General features: G+C 63.9%; 16 protein-coding genes and 1 tRNA gene. 2 read left to right on the top strand and 15 right to left on the bottom strand.

The window, feature by feature from the left end; genetic code table 11:
* Nucleotides 1–21: 21 nt before the first annotated feature.
* A complete protein-coding gene (locus tag H5V44_RS03115; RefSeq protein ID WP_185191656.1) occupies nt 22–624 on the bottom strand; it encodes a class I SAM-dependent methyltransferase in 603 nt (200 codons plus the stop codon).
* 96 nt (nt 625–720) lie between these two features.
* Between H5V44_RS03115 and H5V44_RS03110 the strand changes: the two genes are divergently transcribed.
* On the top strand, nt 721–1,206 hold the full coding sequence (locus tag H5V44_RS03110) for an Lrp/AsnC family transcriptional regulator (protein WP_185191655.1): 486 nt from the start codon (nt 721–723) through the stop codon (nt 1,204–1,206).
* Nucleotides 1,207–1,274: 68 nt separating this feature from the next.
* On the opposite strand, the gene H5V44_RS03105 is transcribed toward H5V44_RS03110, so the two are convergent.
* A complete protein-coding gene (locus tag H5V44_RS03105) occupies nt 1,275–1,853 on the bottom strand; it encodes a metal-dependent hydrolase (protein WP_185191654.1) in 579 nt (192 codons plus the stop codon).
* A 611-nt stretch (nt 1,854–2,464) separates the two neighbouring features.
* On the opposite strand from H5V44_RS03105, the gene H5V44_RS03100 reads away from it, so the two are divergent.
* Nucleotides 2,465–3,505, top strand: coding sequence for a hypothetical protein (locus tag H5V44_RS03100; protein WP_185191653.1), 1,041 nt, complete (start codon nt 2,465–2,467; stop codon nt 3,503–3,505).
* Between the two features lie 421 nt (nt 3,506–3,926).
* Here the strand turns inward: H5V44_RS03100 and H5V44_RS03095 are convergent.
* The 13 genes from H5V44_RS03095 to purE form a co-directional block, all read right to left on the bottom strand.
* Nucleotides 3,927–4,000: transfer RNA gene (locus H5V44_RS03095), tRNA-Lys, on the bottom strand.
* Nucleotides 4,001–4,092: 92 nt separating this feature from the next.
* Nucleotides 4,093–5,607, bottom strand: a complete 1,515-nt coding sequence (locus H5V44_RS03090) for an NADH-quinone oxidoreductase subunit N (protein WP_185191652.1) — start codon at nt 5,605–5,607, stop codon at nt 4,093–4,095.
* Nucleotides 5,607–7,133: an NADH-quinone oxidoreductase subunit M gene (locus H5V44_RS03085; protein ID WP_185191651.1), complete on the bottom strand. Its 1,527-nt coding sequence runs from the start codon at nt 7,131–7,133 to the stop codon at nt 5,607–5,609. Before H5V44_RS03085 ends, H5V44_RS03090 begins: the two co-directional genes overlap by 1 nt.
* Nucleotides 7,130–9,148, bottom strand: coding sequence for an NADH-quinone oxidoreductase subunit L (nuoL, locus tag H5V44_RS03080; protein ID WP_185191650.1), 2,019 nt, complete (start codon nt 9,146–9,148; stop codon nt 7,130–7,132). The genes H5V44_RS03085 and nuoL overlap by 4 nt, the downstream gene beginning before the upstream one ends.
* Nucleotide 9,149: 1 nt before the next feature.
* Nucleotides 9,150–9,452 (bottom strand): NADH-quinone oxidoreductase subunit NuoK, encoded by a 303-nt coding sequence (gene nuoK, locus H5V44_RS03075; RefSeq protein WP_185191649.1) that lies wholly within the window; start codon nt 9,450–9,452, stop codon nt 9,150–9,152.
* Nucleotides 9,452–9,805 carry a proton-conducting membrane transporter gene (locus tag H5V44_RS03070; protein ID WP_185191648.1) on the bottom strand — a complete coding sequence of 118 codons (354 nt, stop codon included), beginning with the start codon at nt 9,803–9,805 and terminating at the stop codon, nt 9,452–9,454. Before H5V44_RS03070 ends, nuoK begins: the two co-directional genes overlap by 1 nt.
* Entirely contained in the window at nt 9,802–10,062 is a 261-nt protein-coding gene (locus tag H5V44_RS03065; protein WP_185191647.1) for an NADH-quinone oxidoreductase subunit J, read from the bottom strand. Before H5V44_RS03065 ends, H5V44_RS03070 begins: the two co-directional genes overlap by 4 nt.
* Before the next feature lie 157 nt (nt 10,063–10,219).
* Nucleotides 10,220–10,681 carry a NuoI/complex I 23 kDa subunit family protein gene (locus H5V44_RS03060; RefSeq protein WP_185191646.1) on the bottom strand — a complete coding sequence of 154 codons (462 nt, stop codon included), beginning with the start codon at nt 10,679–10,681 and terminating at the stop codon, nt 10,220–10,222.
* Nucleotides 10,678–11,736, bottom strand: coding sequence for a complex I subunit 1/NuoH family protein (locus tag H5V44_RS03055; protein WP_185191645.1), 1,059 nt, complete (start codon nt 11,734–11,736; stop codon nt 10,678–10,680). Before H5V44_RS03055 ends, H5V44_RS03060 begins: the two co-directional genes overlap by 4 nt.
* Nucleotides 11,736–13,406: an NADH-quinone oxidoreductase subunit D gene (locus H5V44_RS03050; protein WP_185191644.1), complete on the bottom strand. Its 1,671-nt coding sequence runs from the start codon at nt 13,404–13,406 to the stop codon at nt 11,736–11,738. The genes H5V44_RS03055 and H5V44_RS03050 overlap by 1 nt, the downstream gene beginning before the upstream one ends.
* Before the next feature lie 133 nt (nt 13,407–13,539).
* Nucleotides 13,540–14,250, bottom strand: a complete 711-nt coding sequence (locus tag H5V44_RS03045; protein WP_185191643.1) for an NADH-quinone oxidoreductase subunit B — start codon at nt 14,248–14,250, stop codon at nt 13,540–13,542.
* Entirely contained in the window at nt 14,247–14,660 is a 414-nt protein-coding gene (locus H5V44_RS03040) for an NADH-quinone oxidoreductase subunit A (protein WP_185191642.1), read from the bottom strand. Before H5V44_RS03040 ends, H5V44_RS03045 begins: the two co-directional genes overlap by 4 nt.
* Before the next feature lie 188 nt (nt 14,661–14,848).
* Nucleotides 14,849–15,496 (bottom strand): 5-(carboxyamino)imidazole ribonucleotide mutase, encoded by a 648-nt coding sequence (gene purE, locus H5V44_RS03035; RefSeq protein WP_185191641.1) that lies wholly within the window; start codon nt 15,494–15,496, stop codon nt 14,849–14,851.

The raw sequence follows: 15,496 nt of genomic DNA, 5'->3' as shown, positions 1-15,496 counted from the left end.
TGCCGCCGGCGGCCGACATCTCTACCCGCCGGACGCCGTCGCGAACACGAACTCGGCGCTGCTTCCCAGCGGATCGTTCACGGTCTCCGTCCGGAGATCGGTGAAGCCGGCGTCCCGCAGCTGTGAGAGCGTCGTTTCCCGGCCGGGCGCCGAGAAGAACATCCGGCCGCCCATCCACCCCTCCCGCACCGTCTCGAACCGCCCGCCCGGGAGCGTCAGCAGGAGCCGCCCGCCCGGCCGCAACACCCGCGTGAACTCCCGGTAGACCGCCGGATGCTCGCCCCGCGGGACGTGAAACACCGCGTGGTACGCCGTGACCGCGTCGACGCTGTCGGCCCGGAGCGGGACGTCGTGCATCTCGGCCTGTAGGAGGTGAGCGTCGGGAACGTTCCCGGCGGCGAGTTCCAGCCCTCGTCGGGAGACGTCGAGGCCGATGCTGCCGGCGGGGAGGTTCGCGAGCGTCCGCGCGCCGTCGCCACAGCCCACGTCCAGGACGGTCGCGTCGGGAGGGAGGTCCCCGCGCAGCGTCCGGAGCAGGTCGGCGTCGGAGCCGGTGGGATCCCGACTGCGTGCGTACGTTTCGGCGACCGCGTCCCACGCCCGCCGGATCTCGGTTCGGTCCATCGTACGTACGTGGAGGGACGCGAGGGTGTTAGCCCCGTCGGCGGCCCGGACGTCGTAATTTACATCATCCGGGGTCGGAACAGTATCCACCGAACGATGGACGAACGCGACGTCCGACTGCTGAAGGCTATCTCCGATCTCGGCACCGGGAGCCCCGAGCGCCTCCACGAGGAGACGGACATCCCGGTGTCGACGATCCACTACCGGCTGAACAACCTCCGGGAGGCGGGGATCTTAGAGAACGACCTCTACGACATCGACCTGGAGGCGGTCGGTCTCGGCGTGACGGTGCTGGTGCAACTCTCGACGGACTACCACGGCTCCCACCACGACTTCGAGGAGAAGATCGTAGACGTCGAGGGGGTCTCCCAGGCGTACTTCACGATGGGCGAGACCGACTTCGTGGTGATCGCGCACCTCCCCGACCGGGAGTCCGTCGAGCGGCTGATCACCGATCTCGAAACCATCGACGAGGTGCGCGGTACCAACTCCACGTTCGTGGTGTCGACGCTGCGGCACAGCACCCGCGCACTCGAGAACTACGATCTGGAGACGTTGTTGTCCGAGTTGACATCGGAGTGAAGTCGGAGCAGACCGGCGAAACGCCGGGCGATCCGGCAGGTTCCACACTGATAGACGCCGGCTACGGTTCAGGTATCGGGATCAGTTGCTCGGAGCTGTTTCCACCGGTTCCAGAACCGGATCCCGACGAAGACGAGTAGCGCCACGAGCAGTAGCGCACCTTGCGGATGTGTCTCCGTGTTCCCGTAGATCGCGAGGAGTCGGGTCCACGGAGCGACTTCGGTGTCGACGGGATACGGGACGACGTACAACGGGTAGAGCAGAAATCGTGCGTTCCAGAGGTTCCCGGAGAGGAAGTACGTATAGGAGTCCCCGATCAGGTGACTGAAGTACGCTATCGGGAACGCAACCGGCGTAGTCGCTCGGAGGTGTTCCTGCCAGCTATCGGCGGGCCATCGGCCCCGGAGACGCCCCGTGACCTGCCAGACGACCAGACAGACGATGAGGAACGTGAACGCCGAGTGACCCGCGGAGCGGCCGGACGGAAGGACCTGCCAGTACGACAGCGGCTTGTCGATCACGTCCGGAAGTTGGCTCCCGACCGCAACCGGGAGGAGCGCCCAGCGGGCGGGGAGGCGCCGCGACCGGACCACCGCGTATCCGAAATAGAGGAGATACGCGGCGCCGAGATGTCCCAAGGGGAGCACGCTATGTGGAGACGCGTCGGGTCAGTAAATACGTTTAGTCATACTGTTGGCGATAACTATAGTAGCGTTTGCAGCTGGTTGCACGTCCGATCGCACGCCGTCGTGCGATCGAGTGAGCGAAGACCTGCAAACGCTACTATACGTGAAGATTTTCGACACCCCGAGGTGTCGAAATCCCTCACGGGGCTATAGCCGACAGTCTCGCTGCTCGTTCCGCCGACCGGTCAACCCGGACGCTCCAGCGGTGGGTCACCAACGCTGCCCACCCACTCGCCGAGGAGACCGGCAACGAGCGCTGGACGTTCCTGTCGTTTCACGACCTGCGTCGGACCTAGGCGGGCGCGCTCGCGAACGCCGACGTCGACGAGCAAGTCGCGTTGCTTTGGGGAGGTTGGAGCGACTTAGAGGCGTTCCTCGAGCACTACCGCGGCGAGGCGTCGCCGGCGGCGCAGCGCCGGGAGAGACAGAAAAGAAAGTGGCTGTAGATAGAATGTATTTATAGAAGATAGCCCCGAGCCGGAGCCTGAATCTGGTATTGAGAGTTTCTATCCTCCGTATGCAACATTATATATAACGCCGGAGCTTTTTAAATCTGACAACTGGAGATCAATATGGAAGCTGATCGGATCGAGAAATTTGATTCACGCGTTACTGAATTTGTAAAAGACTCAGCCGTATCCCTTTCAAATAGAGAAATAGACAAGGGCGAGTTACAGAGATTTAGCTATAGATTAGGGATTCTCGATGATAGAGCCGAAATTTATGAATTGTCTCTTGGAGAGCTTAGAGAGCTTGCTCGGATTTTGACAGATCTTGTTGTTAATTCGCCGGAGAATCCACAAACTTTGGATCATATACAGTATTGGGCTTGGACGGCCGCATTCGCATCAACTACGCAACAACGTCTTCCGAGGAAACTGAACTCTTCAATGGGCGACTTCTTGGATTTGGTCGCTCTCAAGGTCTCTACTATGAGGAGAGCGAAGATACTTCATTTAATAATGAATAAGAGAGTTGAGGATCAAGAGATTCCATCTGACCTCCTGTTATTCCAGCTAGCAGCTTCCTTCGATCCTCTAATTTTTGGAAATTATTTATTTGTTGATCGAATAGCTTCTACGATGGGTTTCTCCGTTTTGGAGGGGTTGATAGCAACTAGGTGCTCAGATCTTGATTCAGAAACCGGTGAACTGACAGCTGATGTTGATGTAACTTGGTATGATGGCGAAAATCAATTAAATAAAGGCGAAAATCCGAATATTCATAAAAAAATACAGATATGGAGAGAGTTTGGATCTTCCGAGGAGGTAGGGAGCATAATTGACCAGATCAACCAGCTTGATCGCTACAATACAGATGTGCTCACGGGAACATTTCAAGGGGTCGAGAGTCGCGTCTACGAGGAGTTAGGGGAGACGAACCATCTTACAAGAGTGATAGCAAAGCAGAGGGGCGACAACATACACGCATCACGTTCCACCCGCTCAATTGGTACGATTGTTCTAAATCTATGTTCACTCCTGATCTGGGATATGATCCTCCCGGATGTATTCGAGAGAGATCGGAAGAAAGTCCTCAACGAAGTCGGATCCTCTTCAGGTATATTTCATAATTACACTCCTTCGGATTATCTTCCAGTTTTTCGACTATAAAACAAAGCAGTCAGTTAGTGGCAATATTGTCAGACTGTAAAAAATTCGGGTATATATGCTTCTGACATTGTCGTCAGCCGTCAAACCTACGCTGACGGGAAAAAAGTCCGAAATCGTGACGCTACAGCCGATTTACCTCAGACTAACCAACCTTTGTTTACACACCACGCCCGCACGCATTTTAGAGGTGTTGGCTTCTTCCGCAATGCTCCCGATCCAGTTTCTCGTGTGACGGCTGAGACATATCAGCGTTCTTTTGTCTTTTGACGGAGCTGCTCGACGAGACGCACGAGGCCCCCTCTGAGAAGTCCCCCCGCGATTTGAACGCACGGTCGGACGTGCTCGCTTCGCTGCGCGCGACCTCCCTGCATTCAAATCACGTCGTAGCCACTTCGTTGCTCACTGTCGTTCGCAACAGAAGCGGGCCGGACGCGATTTGAACGCGCGACCGTCTGGTTAAGAGCCAGACGCTCTGCCGGACTGAGCTACCGGCCCTCCACCAGTCCGTATCGGTGGCGCGATTAAATGTGTTTCCTTTCGGGTGGGGCATCGGAGTCACGTCGTCGCGAGGAAGGCGGCCGACGCCCTCAGAACAGCGTCGCGGCGACGGTCTGGGCCGTCTCGATAACCGGGCCGAACCCGGGGAGCAGCAGCAGCGTCCCGACGCCGGCGAAAAGCACCGCGGCGTAGAGTCCAACCGGCCGGCTCTCGATCTCGAAGTCCGCGGCGGGCGTCTCGATCCACATCGCCTTCACCACGCGGCTGTAGTAGAACAAAGACAGCGCGCTGTTGACCGCGCCGACCGCGGCGAGCCACCAGAACCCCGCCTCGATCGCGGAGTAAAACAGCACGTACTTCGAGAGGAACCCGCCGAACGGCGGCAGACCCGCGAGGCTGAACATGAAGACCGTCATCGCGACCGCCGCGATCGGGGCGGTCGACGCCAGCCCGTTGTAGTCCTCGAACGTCCGGCCGACGCCCCAGTGTTCGACGAGGGCGATGAACAGGAACGCACCGGTGTTCATGAACCCGTAGACCAGGAGATGCGCCATCGACGCCCCCAGCACGTCCCCGTTGGGGCCGCCGGCAGTCAGCGCCGCCAACCCGATCAGCGCGTAGCCCGCGTGCCCGATCGAGGAGTACGCTAACATTCGTTTGACCTTCTCCTGGGTCGCCGCCGCGAAGTTGCCGAGCGTCATCGTGACGACCGCGAGCACCTGGAACGCGAGCACCCAGTCGACGCCCGCGGGCACCGCTCCCAAGGGGAACGCCTCGACGAACACGCGGAACGCGACCGCGAAGCCGGCGGCCTTCGAGGCCGACGAGAGGAACGCCGAGATGGGCGCTGGCGCGCCCTCGTAGGCCTCCGGCGCCCAGAAGTGGAACGGCACCGACGCGGTTTTGAACGCGAACCCGCCGAGGATCATCAGCACGCCCAAGCCGAGCACGCCGGCCATCTCGGGGTTGCCGATCGCCCCCGCGACGTCACCGAGCACGAGCGACCCCGTGACGGCGTACACCAGGCTGATGCCGAACGCCAGTACGGCAGATGAGACCGCGCCGATGAGGAAGTACTTCAACCCGGCCTCGACGCTCCCGCGGTCGGTTTTCAGAAACGCGACCAGGGCGTACGAGGGCAACGATGCGAGTTCGAGGCTGATGAACACCGTCGCAAGCGAGTTCGCGGTCGCCATAACCGCCATCCCCGTCGCCGCGAACAGGGTCAGCGAGTAGAACTCCGCGCGGTGGGACTGCTCTTCGAGGTAGTCGTAGGCCGCGACCGCGACCATCGCGGTGACGACGGTGAAGATGAGCGTGAAAAAGAGGCTCATCCCGTCGACGACTAGGGCGTCGCCGTACAGCGGGATCGCGCCGCCGGTCCGGGCCTGGCCGGTGCCGGCGACCAGGAACCAGCCGGTGACCGCAAACGAGAGGAGCGACCCCGCGGCGGCGACGCCGGCCAGCATCGCGTTGCTCGGCTCCTCGGGCCACAGGGTGTCGATCCCCAGCAGGACGAGCCCGGTCAGCGCCAGCAGGATCGCCGGCAGCAGGGCGGTCCAGGCGGCGACCGTCTCGGACTGGAGCAGGAGCGCTTCGTACATCACAGCCCACCTCCCGTGAGGATCGGGTTAACCGCCTCTTGGATCATCCCGAAGAAGAGGTCGGGCGCGACGCCGAGTACGATCGTCAGCAGCAGTAGCACCGCAAGCGGCGCGACGTCGTGGAACGGCGCCTCGGCGACGTCGTAGTCGCCGTCGAAGCTGAACGGGCCGAACAGCGTGCGCTGCATCGCAAAGAGGAGATAACCCGCCACGATCACGATGCCGAACATCGCCGCGGCGGTGAAAAGCGGCATCGCCGAGTGGACCGTCGACGCAAAGGAGCCTTTGAAGATGAAGAACTCGCCCGCGAACCCGGCCATCAGCGGCAGGCCCATATATCCGAACGCGCCGGCGACGAAGATCCCGGCGGTGACGGGCATCCGGTCGGCGATCCCGGACATATCGCCCACCATCCGGGTGTGGGTCGTGTTGTAGATCACGCCGACCGCCATGAACATCAGCCCCGAGATGAGGCCGTGGGCGATCATCTGGAACGTCGCGCCGCCGACCCCGTAGGTCGTGTACGCGACCAGCCCGAGGATGACGTAGCCCATCGACGACACCGACGAGTACGCGACGATCCGCTTGAGGTCCTCTTGAGCAAGTGCCAACAGCGCGCCGTAGATCACGCTGATCACCGCGATCCCCGCGATCGGGACCACAAGGGCGGTCGCGACGTCGGGCATCATCGTGAAGTTGAACCGCAGCAGCGCGTAGGTCCCCATCTTCAGGAGGACGCCCGCGAGAAGCACCGACACCGGCGTCGGCGCCTCGACGTGGGCGTCGGGCAGCCAGGTGTGAAGCGGCGCGACCGGCACCTTCACCGCGAAGCCGATGAAGACCGCGACGAACGCGACCGTCTTCAGGGTCGCGGCGTCGAGGCCGGCGAAGCCGGCGAGTTCCCCCGCCCGCAGCGCCTGGGCGATCTCCGGCAGCCGCAGCGACGACACCGAGTCGCCGAGCCCGAAGACCAAGGCGATGAACCCGATGAACATCACGAGCGACGCGATGTTGGTGTAGACGAAGAACTTGATCGCGGCGTACCGGCGGTTCGGCCCGCCCCACACCCCGATCAGGAAGTACATCGGCACCAACACCGCCTCCCAGAAGACGAACCACGCGAAGAAGTCAAGCGCGGTGAACACCCCCAGCAGGTTCGCCTCCATAAGCAACATCAGCCCGTAGAACTGCGACTCTCGGTCGGAAATGGGCGTCCACGCGCTCACGATCGCGAGCGTCGTCAGCACGGTCGTCAGCACCACCAAGGGGAGACTGATCCCGTCGACGCCGACGAACCAGTGGAGGTCGAGCCCCCCGACGGTCAGCCACACGAAGTCGGTCTCGAAGGCGATCTCGCCGCCGAGCAGGGCGTTGCCGGCGGCGTCGTAGGCCGCCCACATCCGGAGGCTTCCGACGATCGGGAGGACCGAAAGCGCCGCCGCCAGCTTGGCCGCGTAGGCGTCGGGCGCGACGAAGACGACCAGCGCCGAGAGGAACGTGACCGCGATGAGGGCTTCGATGATCACACGAACCACCCCCCGAGGAGGCCGAACGCCAGGATCAGCGCGGTCAGCCCGAGCGTGAGGAGAACGGCATAGTTACTCACCACGCCCGTCTGGATCCGGCGGATCCGGTCGCCCGAAAAGAGGCTGACGCCCGAGACGCCGTTGACGACGCCGTCGACGACGCCGCCGTCGAACTTGTTCGCCGCGCGAGCGAGGGGCCGCGCGAGGCCGTTCGCGATCCAGACCTGATACTCGTCCTGGTAGTAGTTGTTGTAGAGCACCGTTTTGATCTCACCGAGTTTGTCGGTGTGTTCGACCGGTTCGGGCACGTTGTACAGCCGGTGAGCCACGAAGGCGCCGGCCAGGGCGAGCCCGAGCGACACCGCACCCGGGCCCAGCGGGCTGAGTTCCAGCCCCGCCGAGCCGTAGTGCGGGAAGTCGTGCAGCAACGTGCTGTAGTGTTCGACCGTCAGGCCCGCGTAGCCGTGTTCGAGCCACTTGTGGAGGTAGTCGATCTCCAACCCCGTCACCTTCTTGACTGGTACCATATTCACGAACCCGGCGACTGCGGCGAGCACCCCGAGCACGACGAGCGGGAGCTTCACGTTCCACCGCACGCCGTGTGGGTCCTCGGCAGTCCCGGACCGGGCGTCGCCGTGGAAGGTCAGGAAGACCATCCGGAAGGTGTAGAGGCCGGTGAAGAACACCGCCACGAGCCCCATCGCGTACGCCGCAAGCAGGATCGGGTCGCCGTCGAGGCCGTGGAGCAGGGTCTCGTAGAGCACCTCGTCCTTCGACCAGAAGCCGGCAAAGGGGAAGATCCCCGCGAGCGCCAACGAACCCGACAGGAAGGTGTAGTAGGTGACGGGCATCTCCGACTTCAATCCGCCCATATCCCACATATCCTCGTTGTGGTGCATCGCGATGATGACCGAACCGGCACCCAGGAACAGGAGCGCCTTGAAGAACGCGTGGGTCATCAGGTGGAAGGTCGCAGCGATGTAGCCGCCGCCACCCAGCGCGAGCATCATATACCCGTATTGGGAGATCGTCGAGTACGCCAACACCTGCTTGATCTCGCGTTTGACCAGCCCCATCGTCGCCGCAAAGAGGGCGGTGAACCCGCCGACGAACGCGATGATCGCCAGCGCGGTCGGCGAGATCGCGTAGAACCCGTACATCCGGGCGACGAGGTAGACGCCGGCGGCGACCATCGTCGCGGCGTGGATGAGCGCCGACACCGGCGTCGGGCCCTCCATCGCGTCGGGCAGCCAGGTGTGCAGCGGGTACTGCGCGGACTTGCCGATCACGCCCCCCAGGATCAGGAGGCCGACGATCGTGAACCACGTCTGCGGGGCGAACCCGAACGTGTTCACCGTCGTCTCGCCGCGAAGCGCCGCCTCCGCGAGTGCGGGGAACGACTCGCTGCCGACGAACGCCGCCGTGCCGAACGTCCCGAAGACGGCGACGACGCCGACGAGAAAGAAGTAGTCGCCGAACCGGGTCACGAGGAACGCCTTCTTCGCCGCGCTCGGCGGGCCCGGCTCCCGGAAGTGGAAGCCGATCAGGAGATACGAACAGAGGCCGACGAGCTCGAAGAACATGAACGCCATCAGCAGGTTGTCGGCGACGACGAACCCGAGCATCGACGCGGTGAAGAGTCCGAGGCCGGCGTAGTACCGCGGCAGCCCCGTCTCGTCCTCGTCGTTCATGTAGCCGAGGCTGAAGACGTGGACCAGGAAGGCGACGAGCGTCACGATGAGTAGCATCAAAGCCGACAGCGGGTCGATCAGGACGCCGAAGGTGAGGTCGACCGCCTCGAGCCCCTCGGCCCAGGTGTAGATGGTCGCGTCGTAGGTCCGCCCGCCGGCGACGGCGAGGACCGTCCCGATCGCCAAGACGAGAGAGCCGGCGGTCGCGGCGATCCCCGCGAGGGCACCGCCCTTCGGCAGGTTGTCGCCGACTGCCAGGGCGACCAGAAACGAGACGAACGGCAGGAGGACGATCGCGGGCGCGAAGTCGAAGATTCCCACCATCTTACCACCTCATCGTCGTCGCGTCGGTGACGTCGACGCCGTCGAAGTTGCGGTACAGTACCAGGATGATCCCGATCCCGATCGCGACCTCCGCGGCCGCGAGCGCCATCGTGAACAGCCCGAAGGTCTGGCCGGTGACGTTCCCCCACACGAGCGAGAACGCCACGAGGTTGATGTTCGCGGCGTTCAGCATTAGCTCGACTGACATCAGGAACAACAGGGCGTTCCGGCGGGTCAGGATCCCGAACAGCCCGATACAGAACACCGCCGCCGACAGGAGCAGGTAGTACTCCGGCGGGACCATCAGTCGTCACCCCCGAAGAGGGTGCGTTTGAGTTCCCGCCCGCCGTCTGTGAGCAGCGTCCGGCCCTCGTCGGTCTCCCGCGTCGCGAGGTGGACCGCGCCGTCGAGCGCCACGTCGAGGGTGACGGCGATCACGAGGAACGCGACCAGGAAGCTCTCGCCGGGGACGTCGCCGAGGTCGAGGTTGAACATCGCGTAGCCGATGCTGGCGGTAATGTTCGCGCCCTCCGGGAACCCCTGTGGCTCCGGGAACGACGCCGACAGGATTGTCGCCGCCATCACCGCGAACAGGGCGGCGGCCGCGAGCCCGGGCAGCAGGTGCGAGCCCAGGTTGAGTTCGGGCTTGGTTGTCATGCGCTACTCACCTCGGGTTGAGTCCGCGTCAGCATCACGGCGAACGTGATCAGGATGAGGACCCCCCCGACGTACACGAGGATCTGCATCGCGGCGAGGAACTCCGCCTGTAACATCACGTAGTGCACCGCGACGCTCAACAGCGCCCCCCCGAGCAGGAGTGCGGAGTGCCAGATGTCCCGCACGAGGACGACGCCGAGGCTGCAGCCCACAGTCACGAGGGCGAACAGCGCGAACGCGATAGTCTCGTACACCATTGTATGTGTCTCCTTCAGGAACCCCTTTGAAGATTTCGAGAAGTCCCCGAGCGGGCGGTCACGCCCGTAGCGGGGCCGAACCCGGCGTTATCGGCGGCCGATCCCGTGCACCGTCACCGCCGTCGTGTGATCGTGAGGCGCGGGCGGGCCGCGCCTGCTACTGGTAGTCGACCTCGCCCGTCCCCTCGCCGATCCACGCGTCGCGGTCGGGCTCTCTGGAGTTGAGCGGGTCGATGTCCTTGTACCAGGGGACGTTCTTCAACTGTTCTTTGTTGTACACGAAGTCGTCTTTGGTGTCGGCCACGAACTCGAAGTTCTGGGTGAGCAGGATGGCGTCGACCGGACACACCTCCTCGCACAGCCGGCAGTAGATGCACTGCCCGATGTGGAGGTTGTACTGCTCGCCGTTCCGCTTGTCGTCCTGGACGATCTGGATCGTGTCGTTGGGACAGACGTTCTCGCACTGCCGACACCAGATGCACCGCTCCTGGCTGAACTTGTGGACCCCGCGGAACCGGGGGCTGACTTCGGGGGCGACGTCCGGATACTCCACCGTGAACGTCTCCCCGTCCAATGCGTGTTTCATCGTCGTTGCCATCGATTTGAGTACGCCGATCATGCTATCACTCCCACGATTACGGCCGTGAGCACCAGGTTCGCGAAGGAGAGCACGAGCATCCCCTTCCACCCGACGTCGAGGAACTGATCGACGCGGATGCGCGGCACCGCCGACCGCGCCCACTGGGTGAACAGGTAGAACGCCCAGATCTTGATCGTGAACCAGACGAAGCCGGGCAGGAACGGCCCGGCGGGTCCGCCGAGGAACAGCGTGGCCGCCAGGGCGCCGCCGAGGAAGATGTGGATGAACTCCCCGAGGTAGATCAACACGAAGTACACCGAGGAGTACTCGGTCTGATAGCCCGCAACGATCTCGGTCGGGGCCTCGGGCACGTCAAAGGGGTTGCGGCCGACCTCCGCGAGGTTCGCGATCACGAACAGCGCAAAGGCAAAGGGGTTGACGAACGCGAACCACTGCGGGATCGTGACGCCACCCAGCACCAGCAGCGGCTCGGTCTGCTGGGCGACGATCTCGCTCATCTGCAACGACCCGGTGAAGATGATCACCGACGCCGCGGTGATGATAAGCGGGATCTCGTAGGCGATGTTCGACGCGATCGCCCGGAGGCCGCCCAGAAGCGAGTACTTGTTGTTCGACGCGTACCCCATCATCACCAGTCCCAGGGAGGCGATCGACGACGCGGCGAACGCGAACACCAGCCCGGTCTCCGGATCCGCGAGGTGGATCCCGTTGCCCATCGGGATGACCGCAAAGCCGAGCAGCGCCGAGAACGGCACCAGAAGCGGCCCGAGGTCGTACGCCGGGCGGTCGACGCCTTGCGGGATCACGAGCTCCTTCGAGAGCAGCCGGACCGCGTCGGCGACGATCACGAACAGCCCGAACGGCCCGACGCGGTTGACCGCGATCCGGTCGGTGAACGCGGCGGTGATCTTCCGTTTGGCCCACGGGCCGGCGACCGCCGTCTGGACCAAGAGCAGGTTCGCGATGATGAACGCGCCGATCAGGCCGCCGACGATCTGCCCGACGGTGCCGGAGAGCCCCAGCAGCCCGGCGATTCGCTCGGGGAGCAACACCTGCGACTGGAGCGGGCCCATCAGCGATCCACCTCGCCGAGCACGATGTCGAGGCTGCCCAGCGACGCGACCATATCGGGGATGTACTCCCCGTTACTCATTTCGGGGAGGGTCTGGAGGTTCGAGAAACACGGACTTCGGATCTTGAACCGGCCGGGCTCCTCGGTGCCGTCCGCGCGGATGTAGATGCCGAGTTCGCCCTTCGCGGCCTCGACGGCGCGGTAGATCTCCGCGTCGTCGTCGGGGCGCAGCGTGCGCGGGACGTTCGACTGGATCGTCCGTTCCTCTTCGGGCCAGTCTTCGAGCAGGTCCACACACTGCTCGATGATCTTCGCGGACTCCTCGACCTCCCGGAGCCGGACGAGCAGCCGGCTGAAGTTGTCGCAGCCGTCCTCGGTGACGACGTCCCATTCGAGTTCGTCGTAGTAGCCGTAGGGGTCGTCCCGGCGGAGGTCGTAGTCGATCCCCGACCCGCGGGCGACCGGGCCGGTCGCGCCGTAGGACTTCGCGACCTCCGGCGGCAGCACGCCGGTATCGATCGTCCGCGACTGGAGGATCTCGTTCGTGGTGATGAGGTCGTGGTACTCCTCTAAGGCCTCCGGCAGGTCGTCGAGGAAGTCCCGGATCATCTCGAAGAACTCCTCGCGGGGTTCGGGCAGGTCCCACACGACGCCGCCCAACCGGAAGTAGTTGAACATCATCCGCTGGCCGGTGAGCTCCTCTAAGATGTTCTGGACCTTCTCGCGATCCCGCATCGCGTACATGAAGATTGCGGTGAAGTCGCCGTAGACGTCCAAGGCGAACGTCCCGACCGCGAGCATATGCGAGCAGATGCGGCAGAGTTCCGCACCCATCGTCCGGATGACCTGGGCGTACTCCGGAACGTCGATGTCGTTGAGGTCCTCCGCCGCGCGGGCGTAGGCCCACTCGTTGAGGAGGCCGGAGGAGGCGTAGTCCCACCGGTCGGGGTACGGCATGATCTGGTGCCGGTAGGTCTTGGTCTGACACATCTGCTCCTCACACCGGTGGAGGTAGCCGATGTCGGGATCCACGTCGACGACCTGCTCGCCGTCGAGGACGGTCTTGACGTGGAGCACGCCGTGGGTCGCGGGGTGGTGCGGGCCGATGTTGATGTACATCGTGTCCCCTTCCTCCTCACGGTGGTCGTCGGCCAGCGGGTTCTCCCACTCTTTGAGGGTCACGATCTGCGGCCGGTCCTGATCGTAGTTCTGCGAGAGCGGGTGGCCCTGCCAGGTGTCGGGCAGCAGGATCCGACGCAGGTCGGGGTGTCCCTCGTAGTCGATCCCGATCAGGTCGTACGCCTCCCGCTCGTGCCAGTCGGCCGTCCGGAAGACGGGTTCTGCCGTCTGACTCGTCGGGTCGGACTTCGGCGTCGGGACGACCACGCTGGCTTCGCGCTGTCGGTCGTCGAAGCTGGTGAGGTGGTAGATCGACTCGTAGCGGTCCTCGCGCTCCTCGGCGGTGACACACGAGAGGTGATCGAAGCCCGCCTCGTCGCGGAGGCGCCGGAGCGTCTCCTGGACGTCGTCGGGGCGGATCACGAACCCGGGGGCGTTGAGGTGCTCCTCGCGGCCGACGACGAGGTCGCCGAGCAGGTCGGCGATCTCGTCGCCGCCGGTCGGGAGGGTCTCGACGGCGCCGTCGTCGGGGGTCGGCTCTTCGAGGCTCACGCGAGACACCTCCGGTGTCGAGCGTGAGTAGATGAGTCGCAGCCAGAGAGGGATCGAAGATCCCTCTTACAGCCGGCGCTAACAGCGCCGGCGACCGCGCAGCCGTCCGGCGAGCAGGAACGTCTCAGCGTGCTCATGGCGAATCAGCCCAGTTGTACCGCATCACCAGGTCCTCCTCGTCGATCTGGTCGGCGAGCTGGTCGACGATCTCGTCCTGTTCGAGGTCGTCGAACTGTTCGAGCTCGTAGGGCTTGACCGTCACCGGGCTGGACTCGCCCTCCGCGATGCGCTGCTGGAGTTTCGCGACCCCGTAGATCAGCGCTTCCGGACGCGGGGGACAGCCGGGGACGTGGATGTCGACGGGGATGACCTCCTCGGCGCCCTTGATGACGTTGTACCCCTCCTGGAACGGGCCGCCGGAGATGGTACACGACCCCATCCCGACCACGAACTTCGGCTCGGGCATCTGGTCGTAGACCCGTTTCATCCGCGGGGCGAACTTCGAGACGATCGTCCCGGGGACGATGATGACGTCGGCCTGCCGGGGCGACGCGCGGGGGACGCCCGCGGCGAACCGGTCGAGGTCGTGTTTCACCGAGTAGGTGTGCATCATCTCGATGCTGCAACAGGCGATGCCGAACTGCAGCATAAACATCGACGACCCGCGAACCCAGTTCATGAACTGGTCGAACTTCGTCAGGATGAACGGCGAGGAGCCGAACGCCTGCCGGAGCTTCGAGTTGAACCGGTTGTCCGCGCCGCCGCCGGTCATCCGGGCGTCCCGGGTGTCGGTCTGTACGTGCGAGTCGTCCGTGACGAATGGTGTTTCTCGTTGGCTGCTCATGCGTTTCGTTCCGTCTTTTGGCGGTTCGCAAGCGGGCTTTTGACCCACTCGACCGCGCCGTTGCGCCACGCCCACACCAGGCCGACGACGAGGATGCCCACGAACGCGAGCATCGGCCACAGCACCGTCGAGAGGGCGACCCCCTGGCTCAGCGCGGACCGGTAGATCACGGTCCACGGGAAGATGAGAACGGTCTCGACGTCGAACACGACGAACAGCAGCGCGACCATGTAATACTGGATGTTGAACTGGACGCGCGCCGTGCCGGTCGGGATCTCACCGCTCTCGTAGGTGGCGCGTTTTCCTTGTTCGGGGACCCCCGGGCGGAGTATCGCCGAGACGGCCATCATCCCCAGCGGGATGCCGACCGCGACGAGCCCTAAAGCCCCGATTGCGATCCATTCACTCATTCGGTGGTCTCCTTGTACGTGGCGCTTAGAGGTGGCACCTCATAAGCGTTGATTTGTGGTCGCGGTCCGGGCGGGTCGGAACCGGGGGAACCCCCGGATCCGGGAACTCATACTGTTGGGTATAACTACCTGAAGGTTTTCGACACCCCGGGGTGTCGAAACCCCTCACGGGACTATAGCCGACAGTATCACTCCCCGCGGCGCTCGCGGTAGCCATCGACACCCAGGTCGTGGAGGTCCCGGGAGTCGCGGGCGACGTCCGAAACGAGGGCGTCGTGGTACTCGTCCAGCCGGTCGCGGAGTTCCCCGTGCTCGCGAGAGAGGATCTGAACGGCCGACAGCGCGGCGTTGAACGACTTGCCGGCGTCGACCGCGACGATCGGCGCGCCGGTGGGCATCCCGATCACCGAGTCGACGGACTTCTCCTGCACGGGGACCCCGATCACGGGGATGGGGTACGCGATGGAGGCGGTTATGTTCGGCAGATCCGCGGACTTTCCGCCCGCGCCCGCGATCACCACGTCGAGGCCGCGGTCGGCGGCGGTCTCGCCGTAGGCGTACATCAGTTCCGGCGTCCGGTGGGCGGAGACGACGTACGTCTCGTAGGTGAACCGCGACTCGGGCGGCTCCCGGAGGTCGGTCTGCTCTGCGAAGTCCAGGCGGTCCAGGGCGTCGTGGGCGCCGGACATCGTGTCCAGATCGGAGTCCGACCCCATGATGATCCCGACATCCGGGGTGTCGGCGGCGGAGAACTCGAGGTCGGCCTCCTCGTGGAGTCGGTCGATCAGGTCCTGTACGGTCACGTCGGCGTCGCCGTCTGTGGTGTACTCAGTCAT

The sequence above is a fragment of the Halobellus ruber genome (assembly GCF_014212355.1).
GTDB lineage: Archaea > Halobacteriota > Halobacteria > Halobacteriales > Haloferacaceae > Haloquadratum > Haloquadratum rubrum.
The sequence above is the reverse complement of the archived record's forward strand: the minus strand, read 5'-3'. Positions and strand labels throughout refer to the sequence as shown.

Bases quoted from the DNA above. Each gene is read 5' to 3' on its own strand.
- H5V44_RS03110 (WP_185191655.1), top strand. From the start codon at position 721: ATGGACGAACGCGACGTCCGACTGCTGAAGGCTATCTCCGATCTCGGC.
- H5V44_RS03045 (WP_185191643.1), bottom strand. From the start codon at position 14,250: ATGAGCAGCCAACGAGAAACACCATTCGTCACGGACGACTCGCACGTA.
- nuoK (WP_185191649.1), bottom strand. From the start codon at position 9,452: ATGGTCCCGCCGGAGTACTACCTGCTCCTGTCGGCGGCGGTGTTCTGT.
- purE (WP_185191641.1), bottom strand. From the start codon at position 15,496: ATGACTGAGTACACCACAGACGGCGACGCCGACGTGACCGTACAGGAC.
- H5V44_RS03115 (WP_185191656.1), bottom strand. From the start codon at position 624: ATGGACCGAACCGAGATCCGGCGGGCGTGGGACGCGGTCGCCGAAACG.
- H5V44_RS03040 (WP_185191642.1), bottom strand. From the start codon at position 14,660: ATGAGTGAATGGATCGCAATCGGGGCTTTAGGGCTCGTCGCGGTCGGC.
- H5V44_RS03065 (WP_185191647.1), bottom strand. From the start codon at position 10,062: ATGGTGTACGAGACTATCGCGTTCGCGCTGTTCGCCCTCGTGACTGTG.
- H5V44_RS03100 (WP_185191653.1), top strand. From the start codon at position 2,465: ATGGAAGCTGATCGGATCGAGAAATTTGATTCACGCGTTACTGAATTT.
- H5V44_RS03060 (WP_185191646.1), bottom strand. From the start codon at position 10,681: ATGATCGGCGTACTCAAATCGATGGCAACGACGATGAAACACGCATTG.
- H5V44_RS03070 (WP_185191648.1), bottom strand. From the start codon at position 9,805: ATGACAACCAAGCCCGAACTCAACCTGGGCTCGCACCTGCTGCCCGGG.
- H5V44_RS03090 (WP_185191652.1), bottom strand. From the start codon at position 5,607: ATGTACGAAGCGCTCCTGCTCCAGTCCGAGACGGTCGCCGCCTGGACC.
- H5V44_RS03055 (WP_185191645.1), bottom strand. From the start codon at position 11,736: ATGGGCCCGCTCCAGTCGCAGGTGTTGCTCCCCGAGCGAATCGCCGGG.
- nuoL (WP_185191650.1), bottom strand. From the start codon at position 9,148: ATGGTGGGAATCTTCGACTTCGCGCCCGCGATCGTCCTCCTGCCGTTC.